The following is a 17,558-nucleotide window of genomic DNA, read 5'->3' as shown; positions in this document are numbered from 1 at the left end:
ACGGTCGCAGCAAGGCCAGCGCATGCCGCGCATGCTGCGCAGTTCGGGCATGCCGCGCAGACCGCGCATGCTGCGCAGTCGACGCGGTCCGTGCATGTTGCGCAGTCCACGCATACCACGCCTGTCGCACGCCACGCCGCCACCGCCTCGCGCCGCGCGTGGCTCGCACGCGTTGCATGTGCATTCGCCGTCGCGAGCCTCGCGCCCTACACCCCTTACGCGCGCGCGCTCACCAGCACCACCGCATCACCCGACCCCGACGCACTCTCACCGCAGCAATCGGCGGCATTTCGCGCGTGGTTCGTGCGTATCGTCGACCAGCAGATGCGGCGCGGACCCACGCCGCGCTGGACCCAACGCGATTGCGCGGGGCTCGTGCGCTTCGCGGTCGGCGAGACGCTCAGGCTGCACGACACCCGATGGCTGCGCGCCAACGGCATGACCAGTCTCGCGGATACCGGCAGCATGCCGCCCGAACTGCAACTGTCCGCAGCGCAGCGCACGATCGCCAACCGCTGGACCCAGCTCGATGGTTCCACCGGCGCGTACGCATCGGCAATCGCACTGATTCAACGCAACAGCCGTTTTGTTTCGAAGGACGTGAACCAGGCGCTGCCTGGTGATCTGCTGTTCTTCGACCAGGGCGACGACCAGCATCTGATGATCTGGCTGGATCGCTACATCGCTTATCACACAGGCACCGTCACGCCGACCGATACCGGTCTGCGCGCCGTGGCCGTTTCCGACCTGATGCAATGGAAAGATTCCCGCTGGCAACCGCTCGACGGCAATCCGAATTTCGTCGGCGTGTTTCGTTTGGACTTTCTGACACCATGACCCGAATGATCTCCGTCACGCCATCGCGCGGTTGGTTGGGCAACGCGCGCCGTCGCGCGGCATGCGCGTTCGCGGCGCTGCTTCCCGTCTTATTCGCGGCCATGACGTTCGCCGTCGCACCGGCTGCTTATGCGGACGACGAAGCGTCGAACACCGCCGCCGATGCCAACATCGCGGGAAATCCAACGTTGCAGACGGCGCCGTCGAGCAACTTCAGTTCGCAGAAGGTGGACGGTCAGCCGTTCTTCCTGCTCTCGGACGCGAGCTTCGCCAGCAATCAACTCGCGCAGGTGCGGCTCGAAGCGCCCGGCCGCGACTTCAAGGACGCGTTGCAGGCGTATGGCGGCGCGGATATCGTCGTGTATCGCGTGCCGAAGCCGCTCGACTTTTTGAAGGCGCAGAAGAATCTGCACCGGCTGAACGTCGCGGCGAATTATCAGGGCGAAGGGCTGGCGAATACGCTCGCGTATCTGTGGGACCGCTGGTTCACCGAAGCGCGCCGCGCGTGGCAGCGTGTGCTGTCTTTCGCGACCCGCAGCAAGGCGACCGAAGCGGCGCCGCAATTCAAGCTCGGCGAGCAGACCGGCAAGCAGACGCAATTCGAGCCGAACTCGCAATTCGCGCCGCTCAAAGGCTACGACACGGTCGCGCGTTTCCGCTATCCGATCTGGGACGCAAAAGTGATCCAGCCGCCCAAGGGTGTGAATCTCGCGGGCAGTAGCAGTAACTTTATCGAAGCCAGCGCAGGCAACGTGATGATTCCGGTCGGCAAGCTGCCGCCGGGGCTATATATCGTCGAGGCGGTGATCGGCAATTATCGCGCGCATACGCTCCTGTTCGTGTCCGACACGGTGGCGGTCGTCAAAGCCACGCCGAACGGCATGCTGGTATGGGCCACGCGGCGCGACAACGGCAAGCCGGTCGCGAATACGGAAGTGAACTGGACCGACGGCGTGGGCGTCCTGCAAAGCGGCACGACCGGCAACGACGGCGCGCTGGTGCTGCAACACGTGAGCCCCGAGCGCAGCTATGTGCTCGGCACCGATCCGCAGGGCGGTGTGTTCGTCTCCGAGAATTTCTATTACGACAGCGAGATCTATAACACGAAGATCTACGCGGTCACCGACCGGCCCATGTACCGGCCGGGCGATCCGGTACATGTGAAGTTCATCGGCCGCACGTTCCAGAACGCGACGCAATCGTCCGCGCCCGCCGAGGCCGATCTCAAGCTCGACGTGCTCGATCCGAACGGCGCGCCGGTGGCGAGCAGCAAGGTGCATTTCGCTTCCGACACGGGCGCGGATACCGCGTTCACACTGCCCGCCGACGCCACCGCCGGCGGCTACACGTTGCGCTTCGACTACAACGGCGATGTATACGGCAGTGCATTTCGCGTCGCCGAATATGTGAAGCCGCACTTCGACGTGAACCTCTCGATGGATAAAGCCGACTATGCGACCGGCGAGGCGCTGAAGGGCAAGATCCAGTTGCGCTATCCGGACGGCAAGCCGGTGCGCGATAGCAAGATCTCGGTCACATTGCGCGCGCAAAAAGTGACGATCGTCGACGGCGAATTGCGTTATGCGGGTCTGTTCCCGGTCAAGCTCGACCAGCAGGAGTTGAAGACGGACAGCGACGGCAACGCGAGTCTCACGCTGCCGGCCGCGAAAGAGCCGAGCCGCTATGCGTTGACGCTGTTCGCGCAGGACGGCGCGGCGTACAAGGTGCGTGTTACACGTGAAGTGCTGATCGCGCGCGGCGCGACACCGTATCGTTTGACCACGGCGAAATCGTTCTCGCAACCGAAGGAATTGGTCAGCTTCGATCTGCAGGCGCTCGGTGCGATCGATCCCGCGTCGCATGCGCCGTCGAAATACGAATGGACGCGTCTCGAATCGCAAACGCATGGCGAAGGCGCGTTGAAGAGCACGAGCGCGGGCGGCAAGCTGTCGTTCCCGGTGCAATTCGACGAACCGGGCTCGTACATGCTGTCGGTCAAAGATGACCAGGGCAACCTGCTCGCCGCCGCCAGCCATTGGGTTGCGGGCGACGGCGTGAAGGCGATTCCGGGCAGTGTCGAGATCGTGTTCGATCGCGACAGGTACAAGATCGGCGATACCGCCGAAGCGCTGATCACGTTCCCGATGCCGGTCGACGACGCGTTGCTCACGCTCGAACGCGACAACGTGGAACGTCGCGCGCTGCTGACGGCAGGCGGCGACTGGCTGCAACTGCAACGCGTCGCGCCGTCGCAATGGAAAGCGCGTATCAAGGTGGGCGCTGATTTCGCGCCGAACATGACGTTCTCGGTGCTGTACGTGCACGCCGGCGAATACGTGTTCCAGAACGCGGGCATCGTGGTCGCCCAACCGCAGATCGAACTCAACGTGAAGAGCGACAAGCCGGTGTACGGTCCCGGCGACACAGTCACGCTGAATCTCGACAGCACGGTGAACGGCAAACCGGAAGCGGCGAACCTGACCGTGAGCGTGGTCGATGAGATGGTCTACGTGTTACAGCCGGAGATCGCGCCGAATATCGTCGATTTTTTCTATCACCCGCGCCGGAATAACGTGCGGACTTCGTCGAGCCTGTCGTTCATCACCTACGACCTCGCGCGCTCGCCGTTGAAGGGCGCGCCGGGCGGACCACAGCGCGCGAACTACAACGAGCGCGGTGTGAAAGTGCTCGAACGGCCGCGCCGTGACGATCAGGACACGGCCGCGTGGGAAGCCAACCTGAAAACCGACGCGAACGGTCACGCCACCATGACGTTCAGGATGCCGGATTCGCTGGCGCGCTGGCGCATTACCGTGCGCGCCGCGGCGCCGGATGGCATGGTTGGTCAGCGTACCGCCTACGTGCGCTCGGACAAGGCGCTGTATCTGAAGTGGAGCGGACCGTCGCATTTCCGCGTCAACGATCAGCCCGCCATCGACATGATCGCTTTCAATCAGACCGACGCGGACATGGACGCGCAGTGGGTGGTGGAAGGCGGCGGCCTTTCGTTGAATCAGAAGGTCACGCTCAAGCGTGGCGCGAACTATTTGCGCCTGCCGAGCGGCGCGCTGAAGGATGGCGTGATCAACGCGACATTGCGCAGCGCAGGTAAAGATGTGGATCGTTTGCAAACCACGATTCATCTGGACGCGAGCGGCTGGCTCGATCTGCATCAGAGCACGCTGGCGCTCGACGGCACCAACAAGCCGCTCAATCTGCCGCAAGACGCGCAGGACGTCAGTGTGCGGTTCATCGGCAGCGCGCAGAGCCAGTTCATGCGCGTCGCCGACGATCTGATCGCCTATCCGTACGGTTGCGCCGAGCAGACTTCGAGCCGCCTGATTCCGCTCGCGCTCGCGCATGATGCGATCGGCCATGCCGACAACGCGAGTTCGACGCAAGGGCTCGAAGCGCTGCTGCGCAATCAGCGGCAGCGTCTGGCCATGCTGGCGGGCGTCGGCGGCACCTTCGGCTGGTGGGGCGATACCACCGGCGGCAGCGCGCTGATCACGGCTTACGCGTATTACGCGGACTGGCTCGCGAGCCGCAGCCTCGGCATCAGCCTGCCCGCCGACAACTGGCAGCATGCCATGGACGTCTATCGTGACGCGGGTGCAAAAGAGCCGCTGCTGCATCGCGCACTGGCCTTGTGGCTGATACAGCAGATGGGCTTGCCGGTTGCGACGCCAGTGTCGGGCGTGGCCGCCGACCTGATGAGCGACGCGGTGGCCACGGCCAATGCGCCGGCGCGCAACGGCACGTATAACGCGTCGGACAGCATCGTGTTCGCGCAAGCCGATTCGCCGCGCGGCAAACAGATGGCGACGCTGCTGATCGCGAGCATGGCGCGCAGCGCGAATGCTCAATTGCCCGATGGTTTCGACGCTGCGGCGAGCGCCGCGCGTACTGCGTTGAGCAGCGATCCGGCACCGCTCGTGCAAAGCCTGCTGGTCATGTCCGGCGGCGACGGCGGCGCGGCAGTCGATGCATCGGCTTTGCTAGCGAAGAGCAGCGCCGATTACCCGACGCTCGATCGCGCGCTGACGCTCCTGTGGTTGCGCAAGGCATTGGGCGGCGAGGTGGTGGCGGCGTCGTTGCCGTCGCTGCAAGGCTCGGGCTGGACGCGCGCCGCGACGCCCACCGGCACGCCGCTCTACAAGTGGGCGGGCGCGACGCTGCCGGCCACGCTCGACGCCGGCGCCGCGCGCACCGACGTCAACGTGCTGGTCTCGTTCCGCAGTCACACGAGCGAGGACAGCCGTCTGAACATCACTGTTGCGCGGCGTTTCTACAAGCTCGAACCGGTCGAGATCGCGGCCGATCCGAAGAAAAAAGATGCGGCGGCCGAGAGCCAGGTGGGCCGCTCCGCGTTCACCGCGCGTCTGGTTAAGCCGGGTGATGCGATCGACAGCAATGCGCTCTACGTCGACGAAGTCACGCTCACGCCGCGCTCGGGCAACGCTTATCACTACGGCTTGCTCGACGTGCCGCTGCCGCCGGGCGGCGATGTCGAGGCGACGAGCTGGGGCGTGTCGATCGACGGGCTGCCGGGCGCGAAAGAGGGCGTGAGCGGTCCGCAGCCGTTCCAACGCGTGGCGTCCTACGAGATGGGCGAGCTCGCATATCACCAACCCGTGCCGTTGCTCGACCGGCCGGTCACGCTGCGGCAACTGGTGCGCTTCGCGTTGCCCGGCACGTTCGCGCTGCCGCCCGCGCGCTATTTCCGCATGTATCAGCCGGACGCGAAGGCGTTCGAAGGCGGCAAGAGCGATCGCGTGACGACGTTGCGCATCCAGTAAGCGAGACGAGACCGCCATGTTCCGCGCGCTACGGCCTTTAAGCGATCGTCTGGCAGCCACGCTGCGGATCGCGCTCGCCGTGAGCGTGGTGTGCGGTTTCAACGGAACGGCAACGGACGCGGCGGCTTCGTCTTCAACTGTGTCGGCCACGGCCTCCGCGCCGCAGATGCTGCGCTTTGCCTGGTTGCGCGACGGCCAGGACCGGCTTTGGCAAGCCGACGGCAGCGGCACGCCGGTCGGCTTCTCGCCTCAGGCCGCGAATGACTTGCCACGCACGCTTGAGACGCCGCTCGGCAGCGTGTGGAAACTGTTCGTCTACGGCTATCTGGTAGATCGCAACATCGCCACCCCGGATTACGCCTGCAACGGCGACGACCCGGAAGAAGTGTATTGCTGCATGACCGGCGGCCACATCGATCGCGAACATGCACTAGTGCAGTCGTGCGGACTCTTTTTCGAGCCCGCGCGCCTGCAACTCGATTCCACCGACTGGCGCAAGTACTGGACTGCCGCTCACGCGCCCGTCTGGCTGCGCGATCTGCACGCCATGACGCCCGCGCGCCGCGTGCCGGTAGCCGAATTGCTCGCCGCGTTGCAGGCCATGCCGAGCCGTGCTCGCGAAGCCGCCGCGAGCACGCTCGTGTCGGTGCTGACCAGCGGACGCGGCGAAGGCACGGTGTCGCTGTACGGCAGTGTCCTGCGCGCCAAGACCTGGACGATGCCGGATACGGCGCGGCCGGGTGCTTCGATTGGCGGCGCGGCTGGCTGGCTCGCCGACGGCACGCCGGTGTGGCTGGGCGGTTCGGGTGGCAGCGCGCGCGTGCTGGCGGCCGCCGCGCCGCGCATCGCGCCGCTGCTCACGCAGATCACCGTGCCGGACGATACGGCTTGCGTGCTGGTCGATTTCTTCAGCCGCTATCCGATTCGCGAAGTGCTCGGCGATAAAGGGCCGGCCTCCGTGCCGGATGGTCCATTGCGCGGTGATTTCAGGGTCGGCTTCGTGAATGGCAATTGGGCGCGCGTGACGAGCCGCGGCGAATTGCGGCTCGATCGCGATGCTGTGGGCGCGCCGCAAGTGGTCGGCCGGTTCGGCATGAACGACTACGTGGCGCGCGTGGTCGAGCGCGAAGGCGACACCAGCCAGCCGGAGGCGGCCAAGGCGCTAGCCGTCGCGGCGCGAACCTACGTCGTGCAACATGGCAGCCACGATCACGGCTGTTTGCGTATCGACGACAGCAGCAGCACGCAGCGCGTCCTGCCGCGCGCGCCGACGGCAGCCGCGCGTCATGCCGCCGATCTGACCGATGCGCTCGTGCTGACCGGCGTGCCCGTCCAGTATCACCACGACAAGGCCGCGCCGGGACAGATGAGTTGGCTGGCCGCGAAGGCCTCCGCTCAAACCGGCCTGACGTTCGACGCCATTCTCGCGCGCACCTGGCCGCAAGCGACGCTGACGTCGTTCCAGAGTCAGTTATCGGGCGACTGCATCGCGGTGGCCGGCGCGCAGGCCTGGCTGCAGCGCAACGCGCTTTTGTGGGCGCGGCGCATGGACGGCGCGGCGGGCTACGAAACCCCCGATCTGCCCGCGGTGTGCGCTGTGCGTGAAGGGCGACCGTATGCCGACGCGCAGCGCAATCGCGTGTACGTGTATCGCTTGCAGACCGAAGAGGATCGGATCGCGTTGGCGCATGAATATATTCACCTCGCGTTCCAGCATCATCCGCGTGGTCTCGATGAGACGTTCGTCGAGCGGACCGCGCGCACGCTGATTCGTACCGACAATCCGATCCAATGAATATCGTCACGCGCTTGCCGTTATGTCTGTAGAGCCGGCCGTCTTTGGTGCGTCATGCGGGCGTCTGCTCGGGCGTGAAGCGTGACTGTGGTACGTAAATTAGCAGGGCGATTTCGATTCGACCGGCTACAACGTCGATGCGCGCTTCGCATGTTGGCGACGTGATCGGGACGACGCTGAAGCAGTGGTTCCACGAAACCACGCCGAACGAATGGCATGAAAACGAGGGTCGCGCCGCTGCGCAAGATCGGCGACCTGATGCTCGCGAACAGCGAGCGACTCTGACAGCGGGATGGGAGCAAGGAAGATGAAGGTCAACACGACGGGTTGGATGAAAGCGCGTCACAAGTTGTTCGCAATAGCCTGTTTGGCGTGCCTGCAGGCAGCGCCGGCGGCGCATGCAAGCGACATCGACTTCGCCGCGCCGTTGAATGGCTGGCGCAACACGAGCGGTGACAGCGAGCGTTATACGCAGGACGTGCATTACCCGGCAGTGTCGGTATCGACGCCGGAAGGGCAGTCCAGATTCGCGCTGATCGAAGGGCAGATCCGCAACACGCCGAAGAAGAAGGGCACCACGGTAGGCACGCTCGTGGTCGACGGCACACCATTGCCGCAGCGCGTGGAAGAGGACGGCAAGTTCTCGCGGCCTTTCGCGTTTCCTGCCGGCAGTAACGGCGTCGAACTGCGCGCGCCGGACGGCAGCCGCAAACGCGTGCAGTTCTACGACGCCTACAGCGGCAAGACCCAGCCGAAGCTGCGTGTGCTGCTCGCGTGGGACACCGACAGCACCGATCTGGATTTGCACGTCGTGTCGCCCGACGGCGCGCACACCTGGTACGGCGAGCGCGTTGCGCCGAATGGCGGCGCGCTCGACGTCGACGTGACGACCGGCTATGGACCGGAAATTTACTCGTCGGCAGCGCCGTTGAAGGGCACATATCTGGTGTTTGTGAATTACTACGGCAGCGGCAATAGCGGCGCCGATATGACCGTCGCGCAGGTCACTATCATCACGAACGAGAATACGCCGAACGAAAAGAGCGAAACGATTCGGGTGCCTATGCGCAAGGCCGGTGAACTGACGCTCGTGAAAACGTTTGTGTTGCCGTAACTGTGTTGCCGTAATACCGCGAAGCCACGCCTATGTCCGCCAAGCGGTGAGACCCGCGACTCATTGAGAGCGCGCAGGTGAAAGCCAATGCGTTCAACGAGTTGCGTGGGTCATGCGCAGGTTGTCCACAGGCTTGCGAACAGTTTCTGTGGACAAATACCGTGGACAAACTCAGCGCTATGCACGCCTTCTGTTAAAGAACGGCTCGCGGCACTTTTCCTCGCTCAGGTTGACGGCCTGATCCCGACCAACCATGCGCCAATCAAAGATCGGAGTCCGATTCTCGCCCCTCCACCACGTCGCGCGTGGCTTCCCAATACGGCCGACGGTTGTAATACTCGTGCACGGTGGCGCCCCATTGCGTATCCGCCATGGAAGGCCAGTTATCCTTATCGAAGCCCGGCGAGTTCTTGATCAGTTCTGCGCTTGCGTCGAGCACGAAACATTTGTCGTCCGTATCGAGCGTGAGCGCGCTCCACGGGATAGCGTGAAGTGTGTCGCCTATGCCGAGAAAACCGCCGGTGGACAACACCGCGTAAGCGATCCGACCGCCGCGCACGTCGAGCATGATGTCGGAGATTTTGCCGACATGTTCGCCGTCGGACGAGATCACCTTGTTGCCGTCGAGCGTGGATGCGGCCATGACGTCCGGTCCGGGGCCGTCGCCGATACCAACGCCAACAATAGTTGCGCCTTGCGCGCCGGCGGATGCCGGGATGTGGGGATCGAGGGTAGTCATGATTTGCTCCTCATAAAAGGTATACGGAGGAGCGCGCAACGACTGTGCCCGTTGCCTGCGGGGATGATGGACGCGGGAGCGCTTTGCGGCGATTGGCGCTGTGGCGGCCGCATGTGGCGGGCGTAGTACGCCTGGACGTGCATGCGCCTGATCGGCAATTGCGGGGAGATGTATTGGAGAAAGTTGCGCGGACGCGCAATGACGTCGGGCGCTTTTCGCGATTTTTCAGCGCGAGTCTGGTGCGTTCTATACGGCTGGAAGGCGGGCGGCAGCGCGAATCACCCACCGCGGGATCATTTCGCTGCTTGCTTGCTTGCTGAGCGAGGGGGAGTGGTGCGCTTGCCGTGCGTGACGCACGACAAGCGCAATTACTGGCTTAATTGCTGACTTAGCGGTCGAGGAACGACTTCAGGCGGTCGGCGCGGCTCGGATGCATCAGCTTGCGCATGGCCTTGCTCTCGATCTGACGAATCCGCTCACGCGTCACGTCGAACTGTTTGCCGACTTCTTCGAGCGTGTGGTCCGACTTTGTGTTGATACCGTAGCGCATGCGCAGCACCTTGGCTTCGCGCGGCGACAGCGAGTCGAGCGCGTCGTCGATGGCGGCGCGCAAGTCGGCCTGCATGGCTGCGTCGGCCGGCGAGGAAGCTGCCGAGTCTTCGATCATGTCGCCGAGCGTGGCGTCACCGTCGTCACCGACCGGCGTTTCCATCGACACCGGCTGCTTGGCGATCTTCAGAATGCCGCGCACCTTCTCTTCCGAGAGTTCCATGCGTTCCGCGAGCACGGACGGATGCGCTTCCTGACCGGTCTGCTGCAGGATTTCGCGCGAAATGCGGTTCAGCTTGTTGATCGTTTCGATCATGTGCACCGGCACGCGGATCGTGCGAGCCTGATCGGCGAGCGAACGCGTGACAGCCTGGCGGACCCACCACGTGGCATACGTGGAAAACTTCCAGCCGCGACGGTATTCGAACTTGTCCACGGCCTTCATCAAGCCGATGTTGCCTTCCTGGATCAGATCGAGGAACAGCATGCCGCGGTTCACGTACTTCTTCGCGATCGAGATCACGAGACGCAGATTCGCCTCGATCATCTCGCTCTTCGCCTTGCGCATCTTCGATTCGGCCGCGACCATCTGGCGGTTGATCTCTTTCAGATGCTTCAACGGAAGCGAAACCGTTGCTTCGATTTCGATCAGCTTCTGCTGTTCGGACTGAATTGCCGGCAGATGACGCTCCAGCGCCGCGCCGTACGATGTATTCGAGCGTGCGGCGCGTTCCGTCCAGCCGAGGTCGGCCTCATGGCCGGCAAACGACTCGATGAACTTCTCGCGCGGCATGCCGCTCTTCGTGACGACGATTTGCAGAATGTTGCGCTCGATCGCGCGAACTTGAGCAACCTGTTGCTGCACGTCGCCGCACAGGCGGTCGATGGTGCGTGCCGTGAAGCGGATCTTCGCGAGGTGCTGCTGGATCTCTTCGCGCGCGCGCTGGTACGCCTTCGAGGTGACGTCGCCGCGTGTGTGCGAAGCGTTCATCTGGTCGGACAACATGCCGACCTGGGCGAAGATTTCGAGGCAGTCGCTCGTGAGCTGCTTCAGGCGTGCTTCGTCTGCGGCCGAAGAGTCGGCCGGGCCGACGTCGTCGTCGCTGTCTTCGTCTTCGTCGCTGTCCGCGTCGGCGTCGACATCGGCCGACGCGTCCGCGCTAGCGCTGTCTTCTTCGGCGGCGACCGTGTCTTCATTGAGGCCGTCGACCAGTTCGTCGATGCGCAGTTCGCCGTCGGCAACCTGCTGGGCGCTCGCCAGAATGGCCGAGATCGCGAGCGGGCAGGCGGCAATCGCCTGCACCATTTCGTGAAGGCCGTCTTCGATGCGCTTGGCAATCGCGATTTCGCCGGCGCGCGTCAGCAGTTCGGTCGCGCCCATTTCGCGCATGTACATGCGCACCGGGTCGGTCGTGCGGCCGAACTCGGAATCGACGGTCGACAGCGCGACTTCGGTTTCCTCGTCCGCCTGATCGTCCGACACCACGGCGGGGGCGTTCGAGTTGAGCAGGAGCGTTTCCGCATCCGGCGCCTGCTCGTAGACCTGCACGCCCATGTCGTTGAACGCGCTGACAATGCTGTCGATCGCCGCCGTTTGCGCGAAGTTGTCGGGCAAATGGTCGTTGATCTGCGCGTGGGTCAGATAGCCTTGTTCCTTGCCGAGCTGGATCAGCGCGCGCATCTGGCGCTGACGTTCTTCGGCTTGCTGCGGCGGCAGCTCGGCCGCCACGGGGATCGCTTTGCCGGCGCCCTTGCCCTTGGCCGTACGGCCCGAGGGAGCTTTGGCGGCGTAGCCGGCGGTTTCGTGTTGCGAATCTTCGCGATCAAAAGGGTTCACGTATTCTCCTCTAGAGGCTTCGCTATGAGACGCAAGACGCGACCGTCAGGCGTTTCGAGCATGGCTCAACATCACCTGAGTGACTCAACGCGGTTGTTTGGCTGTGCTCTGGGGAGCAAAAAAGATGAGCCCGCTCGAAGCGGGCCGATAGAAATGTGCGAAATTCGCGCGGCTCGCATTATATACGAGCTTCAGCCTTCGCGCTCATTGTGTGCACATCATTTCATCATGCGCGTTTGTTGCAGGTGCATCCCCGGGCCGCTGGTCGGGCTTGGAGCGGTTGTCGGGTCCGTGTTCCAAGGTGCGTGCGTATTGGTGGATTTCAAGCTCCTCACTATAGAGGAACTTGGTCGTTCTCACATGACGCGGGCCCGCTGGTCCTACTTCCCTATATGTAGGGGCGGCTTGGTTCTGGCGTGGATCGGCACTTGGTCAAAAGAAAATTCACAAAAGGGGGTTGACGATGTGTCAATCGTTCTCCATAATCTCGTTTCTCTGCTGCTGATGCAGCGACGCAGAACGAAGCGGTGCCGGGTAGGTGAAAGTACGGTGCTGGTTCGGTAGTGAATGCGGACTCGATCTTTAAAAATTAACAGCCGATAAGTGTGGGCGCTTGATGCGCGATGCGAGGTGGATCTTTCGGGATCTGCCGGCAAGCAAAAGTATCAAGTCTCACACAGTAATGAAAGGAAGGTTTGACTGTCGCAAGATGGTTGGATCATTCGTCAGTACGTTGAGTGAGCGACCGGTTCTTAACGGAACCGAAAAACAGTAACAGGTTTGAACTGAAGAGTTTGATCCTGGCTCAGATTGAACGCTGGCGGCATGCCTTACACATGCAAGTCGAACGGCAGCACGGGGGCAACCCTGGTGGCGAGTGGCGAACGGGTGAGTAATACATCGGAACGTGTCCTGTAGTGGGGGATAGCCCGGCGAAAGCCGGATTAATACCGCATACGATCTGTGGATGAAAGCGGGGGATCCTTCGGGACCTCGCGCTACAGGGGCGGCCGATGGCAGATTAGCTAGTTGGTGGGGTAAAGGCCTACCAAGGCGACGATCTGTAGCTGGTCTGAGAGGACGACCAGCCACACTGGGACTGAGACACGGCCCAGACTCCTACGGGAGGCAGCAGTGGGGAATTTTGGACAATGGGCGAAAGCCTGATCCAGCAATGCCGCGTGTGTGAAGAAGGCCTTCGGGTTGTAAAGCACTTTTGTCCGGAAAGAAAACCTCGTGGTTAATACCCGTGGGGGATGACGGTACCGGAAGAATAAGCACCGGCTAACTACGTGCCAGCAGCCGCGGTAATACGTAGGGTGCAAGCGTTAATCGGAATTACTGGGCGTAAAGCGTGCGCAGGCGGTCCGCTAAGACAGATGTGAAATCCCCGGGCTTAACCTGGGAACTGCATTTGTGACTGGCGGGCTAGAGTATGGCAGAGGGGGGTAGAATTCCACGTGTAGCAGTGAAATGCGTAGAGATGTGGAGGAATACCGATGGCGAAGGCAGCCCCCTGGGCCAATACTGACGCTCATGCACGAAAGCGTGGGGAGCAAACAGGATTAGATACCCTGGTAGTCCACGCCCTAAACGATGTCAACTAGTTGTTGGGGATTCATTTCCTTAGTAACGTAGCTAACGCGTGAAGTTGACCGCCTGGGGAGTACGGTCGCAAGATTAAAACTCAAAGGAATTGACGGGGACCCGCACAAGCGGTGGATGATGTGGATTAATTCGATGCAACGCGAAAAACCTTACCTACCCTTGACATGTATGGAACCTGGCTGAGAGGTCAGGGTGCCCGAAAGGGAGCCATAACACAGGTGCTGCATGGCTGTCGTCAGCTCGTGTCGTGAGATGTTGGGTTAAGTCCCGCAACGAGCGCAACCCTTGTCCCTAGTTGCTACGCAAGAGCACTCTAGGGAGACTGCCGGTGACAAACCGGAGGAAGGTGGGGATGACGTCAAGTCCTCATGGCCCTTATGGGTAGGGCTTCACACGTCATACAATGGTCGGAACAGAGGGTCGCCAACCCGCGAGGGGGAGCCAATCCCAGAAAACCGATCGTAGTCCGGATCGCACTCTGCAACTCGAGTGCGTGAAGCTGGAATCGCTAGTAATCGCGGATCAGCATGCCGCGGTGAATACGTTCCCGGGTCTTGTACACACCGCCCGTCACACCATGGGAGTGGGTTTTACCAGAAGTGGCTAGTCTAACCGCAAGGAGGACGGTCACCACGGTAGGATTCATGACTGGGGTGAAGTCGTAACAAGGTAGCCGTATCGGAAGGTGCGGCTGGATCACCTCCTTTCTCGAGCTAACGCGTCAATGTGTTGAGCGCTCACGCTTATCGGCTGTGAAATTTAGACAGACTCAGGGGTCTGTAGCTCAGTCGGTTAGAGCACCGTCTTGATAAGGCGGGGGTCGATGGTTCGAATCCATCCAGACCCACCAAAGTCTTGTCTGGTGTGCTGATCGATAACCTCTGGGTATCAACAGGTAGAGATTATCTGTGCATGACTGGGGGATTAGCTCAGCTGGGAGAGCACCTGCTTTGCAAGCAGGGGGTCGTCGGTTCGATCCCGTCATCCTCCACCAATCCTCAATGCGTAGCGTTCTGTGAGAAGCAGAGCGTTGTGCATTGGCGATTGAGCCAGTCAGAGTGATACGCGGTTATAGCAACTGCGATATCGGCTGTCGTTCTTTAACAATCAGGAAGAAGTAGTAAAGAGATTCACGAAAGATCACTTAGAGATGGGTGGTTGAGTAGGTGAATCAGGGTTGTGATTGTATCAATGTATGAAAAGGTGATCGAAAGATTGCCTTGGAATACGGCGCAACACGAATACTCAACCTGTAGCGGCATGTGAATCGAGAGAGACACACCCGTTATAGGGTCAAGCGAACAAGTGCATGTGGTGGATGCCTTGGCGATCACAGGCGATGAAGGACGCGGTAGCCTGCGAAAAGCGGTGGGGAGCTGGCAAACGAGCTTTGATCCACCGATATCCGAATGGGGAAACCCGGCCCGTATGGGTCATCCGTAGCTGAATACATAGGCTACGTGAAGCGAACGCGGTGAACTGAAACATCTAAGTAACCGCAGGAAAAGAAATCAACCGAGATTCCCAGAGTAGTGGCGAGCGAAATGGGACCAGCCTGTACTCTTTATCTTCATTGTTAGTCGAAGGCTCTGGAAAGTGCCGCCATAGCAGGTGATAGCCCTGTAGACGAAAACAGCGAGGAAGAACTGGGTGTACGACAAGTAGGGCGGGACACGTGAAATCCTGTCTGAAGATGGGGGGACCATCCTCCAAGGCTAAATACTCGTGATCGACCGATAGTGAACCAGTACCGTGAGGGAAAGGCGAAAAGAACCCCGGGAGGGGAGTGAAATAGATCCTGAAACCGCATGCATACAAACAGTCGGAGCCTCGCAAGGGGTGACGGCGTACCTTTTGTATAATGGGTCAGCGACTTACATTCAGTGGCAAGCTTAACCGATTAGGGCAGGCGTAGCGAAAGCGAGTCCGAACAGGGCGTTCAGTCGCTGGGTGTAGACCCGAAACCAGGTGATCTATCCATGGCCAGGATGAAGGTGCGGTAACACGTACTGGAGGTCCGAACCCACTAACGTTGAAAAGTTAGGGGATGAGCTGTGGATAGGGGTGAAAGGCTAACCAAACCTGGAAATAGCTGGTTCTCTCCGAAAACTATTTAGGTAGTGCCTCGTGTATCACCTTCGGGGGTAGAGCACTGTCATGGTTGTGGGGTCCATTGCGGATTACTACGCCATAGCAAACTCCGAATACCGAAGAGTGCAATCACGGGAGACAGACATCGGGTGCTAACGTCCGGTGTCAAGAGGGAAACAACCCAGACCGCCAGCTAAGGTCCCCAAATATTGCTAAGTGGGAAACGAAGTGGGAAGGCTAAAACAGTCAGGAGGTTGGCTTAGAAGCAGCCATCCTTTAAAGAAAGCGTAATAGCTCACTGATCGAGTCGTCCTGCGCGGAAGATGTAACGGGGCTAAGCAATATACCGAAGCTGCGGATGCACATTTATGTGCATGGTAGGAGAGCGTTCCGTAAGCCTGCGAAGGTGCATTGAAAAGTGCGCTGGAGGTATCGGAAGTGCGAATGCTGACATGAGTAGCGATAAAGGGGGTGAAAGGCCCCCTCGCCGTAAGCCCAAGGTTTCCTACGCAACGTTCATCGGCGTAGGGTGAGTCGGCCCCTAAGGCGAGGCAGAAATGCGTAGCTGATGGGAAGCAGGTTAATATTCCTGCACCATTGTTAAATGCGATGGGGGGACGGATCGCGGAAGGTTGTCCGGGTGTTGGAAGTCCCGGTCCTTGCATTGGAGAAGGCGCTTAGGCAAATCCGGGCGCGGAATTCAAGGGTGCGAGGCCATTCACTTCGGTGAAGAAGCAACTGGAAGTGGTTCCAAGAAAAGCCTCTAAGCTTCAGTTTAACAAGACCGTACCGCAAACCGACACAGGTGGGCGAGATGAGTATTCTAAGGCGCTTGAGAGAACTCGGGAGAAGGAACTCGGCAAATTGGTACCGTAACTTCGGGATAAGGTACGCCCCTGTAGCTTGACTGGCCTGCGCCAGAAGGGTGAAGGGGTTGCAATAAACTGGTGGCTGCGACTGTTTAATAAAAACACAGCACTCTGCAAACACGAAAGTGGACGTATAGGGTGTGACGCCTGCCCGGTGCCGGAAGATTAAATGATGGGGTGCAAGCTCTTGATTGAAGTCCCGGTAAACGGCGGCCGTAACTATAACGGTCCTAAGGTAGCGAAATTCCTTGTCGGGTAAGTTCCGACCTGCACGAATGGCGTAACGATGGCCACACTGTCTCCTCCCGAGACTCAGCGAAGTTGAAGTGTTTGTGATGATGCAATCTCCCCGCGGCTAGACGGAAAGACCCCATGAACCTTTACTGTAGCTTTGCATTGGACTTTGAACCGGTCTGTGTAGGATAGGTGGGAGGCTTTGAAGCGTGGACGCCAGTCTGCGTGGAGCCGACCTTGAAATACCACCCTGGTTTGTTTGAGGTTCTAACCTTGGTCCGTTATCCGGACTGGGGACAGTGCATGGTAGGCAGTTTGACTGGGGCGGTCTCCTCCCAAAGTGTAACGGAGGAGTACGAAGGTACGCTAGGTACGGTCGGAAATCGTGCTGATAGTGCAATGGCATAAGCGTGCTTAACTGCGAGACCGACAAGTCGAGCAGGTGCGAAAGCAGGTCATAGTGATCCGGTGGTTCTGTATGGAAGGGCCATCGCTCAACGGATAAAAGGTACTCTGGGGATAACAGGCTGATACCGCCCAAGAGTTCATATCGACGGCGGTGTTTGGCACCTCGATGTCGGCTCATCTCATCCTGGGGCTGTAGCCGGTCCCAAGGGTATGGCTGTTCGCCATTTAAAGAGGTACGTGAGCTGGGTTTAAAACGTCGTGAGACAGTTTGGTCCCTATCTGCCGTGGGCGCTGGATATTTGAAGGGGGCTGCTCCTAGTACGAGAGGACCGGAGTGGACGAACCTCTGGTGTACCGGTTGTCACGCCAGTGGCATCGCCGGGTAGCTATGTTCGGAAGAGATAACCGCTGAAAGCATCTAAGCGGGAAACTCGCCTTAAGATGAGATATCCCCGGGGCTTCGAGCCCCTTGAAGGGTCGTTCAAGACCAGGACGTTGATAGGTCAGGTGTGGAAGCGCAGTAATGCGTTAAGCTAACTGATACTAATTGCCCGTAAGGCTTGATCCTATAACAGGTGTGTCTTGCGATGATCGTTAGTGCTTCAGCACTTACGAGCATCCCACCCCCGAAGGGGGCAGGGACGCCACACACGGTTGAGTGATCAGTGTTGTGCCAGA

6 protein-coding genes, 2 tRNA genes and 2 rRNA genes are annotated in these 17,558 nt (G+C 60.6%); 8 read left to right on the top strand and 2 right to left on the bottom strand.

Annotated elements, in window-relative coordinates; all coding sequences use genetic code 11:
• Window positions 1–90 precede the first annotated feature (90 nt).
• The 4 genes from BLW71_RS27505 (at window position 91) to BLW71_RS27490 (ending at window position 8,545) form a co-directional block, all read left to right on the top strand.
• Window positions 91–837, top strand: a complete 747-nt coding sequence (locus BLW71_RS27505) for a DUF1175 domain-containing protein (RefSeq protein WP_091808963.1) — start codon at window positions 91–93, stop codon at window positions 835–837.
• A complete protein-coding gene (locus BLW71_RS27500; protein WP_091804256.1) occupies window positions 834–5,636 on the top strand; it encodes an alpha-2-macroglobulin family protein in 4,803 nt (1,600 codons plus the stop codon). The genes BLW71_RS27505 and BLW71_RS27500 overlap by 4 nt, the downstream gene beginning before the upstream one ends.
• Before the next feature lie 166 nt (window positions 5,637–5,802).
• Window positions 5,803–7,431 (top strand): DUF2300 domain-containing protein, encoded by a 1,629-nt coding sequence (locus tag BLW71_RS27495; protein WP_502686858.1) that lies wholly within the window; start codon window positions 5,803–5,805, stop codon window positions 7,429–7,431.
• 307 nt (window positions 7,432–7,738) lie between these two features.
• Entirely contained in the window at window positions 7,739–8,545 is an 807-nt protein-coding gene (locus BLW71_RS27490) for a YfaP family protein (protein WP_091804248.1), read from the top strand.
• A gap of 262 nt (window positions 8,546–8,807) precedes the next feature.
• Here BLW71_RS27490 and BLW71_RS27485 read toward each other — a convergent pair whose 3' ends face one another.
• Together BLW71_RS27485 and rpoD are read right to left on the bottom strand one after the other, a co-directional pair.
• On the bottom strand, window positions 8,808–9,284 hold the full coding sequence (locus BLW71_RS27485; protein ID WP_091804246.1) for a PRC-barrel domain-containing protein: 477 nt from the start codon (window positions 9,282–9,284) through the stop codon (window positions 8,808–8,810).
• A gap of 388 nt (window positions 9,285–9,672) precedes the next feature.
• Window positions 9,673–11,670, bottom strand: coding sequence for an RNA polymerase sigma factor RpoD (gene rpoD / locus BLW71_RS27480; protein WP_091804242.1), 1,998 nt, complete (start codon window positions 11,668–11,670; stop codon window positions 9,673–9,675).
• Window positions 11,671–12,452: 782 nt separating this feature from the next.
• Between rpoD and BLW71_RS27475 the strand changes: the two genes are divergently transcribed.
• The 4 genes from BLW71_RS27475 to BLW71_RS27460 all read left to right on the top strand — a co-directional run bounded on the left by BLW71_RS27475 (window position 12,453) and on the right by BLW71_RS27460 (window position 17,448).
• Window positions 12,453–13,985: ribosomal RNA gene (locus BLW71_RS27475) — 16S ribosomal RNA — on the top strand.
• Between the two features lie 66 nt (window positions 13,986–14,051).
• Window positions 14,052–14,128, top strand: a tRNA-Ile gene (locus BLW71_RS27470).
• 68 nt (window positions 14,129–14,196) lie between these two features.
• Window positions 14,197–14,272, top strand: a tRNA-Ala gene (locus BLW71_RS27465).
• Window positions 14,273–14,569: 297 nt separating this feature from the next.
• A 23S ribosomal RNA gene (locus BLW71_RS27460) occupies window positions 14,570–17,448 on the top strand.
• Together the 16S and 23S rRNA genes with 2 tRNA genes alongside form the textbook arrangement of a ribosomal RNA operon.
• The last annotated feature ends 110 nt before the right edge of the window (window positions 17,449–17,558 follow it).

It is taken from the genome of Burkholderia sp. WP9 (assembly GCF_900104795.1).
GTDB lineage: Bacteria > Pseudomonadota > Gammaproteobacteria > Burkholderiales > Burkholderiaceae > Paraburkholderia.
The sequence above is the reverse complement of the archived record's forward strand: the minus strand, read 5'-3'. Positions and strand labels throughout refer to the sequence as shown.

Excerpts from the sequence above, each read along its gene's own strand:
- BLW71_RS27500 (WP_091804256.1), top strand. The coding sequence starts at position 834 with ATGACCCGAATGATCTCCGTCACGCCATCGCGCGGTTGGTTGGGCAAC.
- BLW71_RS27495 (WP_502686858.1), top strand. The coding sequence starts at position 5,803 with ATGCTGCGCTTTGCCTGGTTGCGCGACGGCCAGGACCGGCTTTGGCAA.
- BLW71_RS27490 (WP_091804248.1), top strand. The coding sequence starts at position 7,739 with ATGAAGGTCAACACGACGGGTTGGATGAAAGCGCGTCACAAGTTGTTC.
- BLW71_RS27485 (WP_091804246.1), bottom strand. The coding sequence starts at position 9,284 with ATGACTACCCTCGATCCCCACATCCCGGCATCCGCCGGCGCGCAAGGC.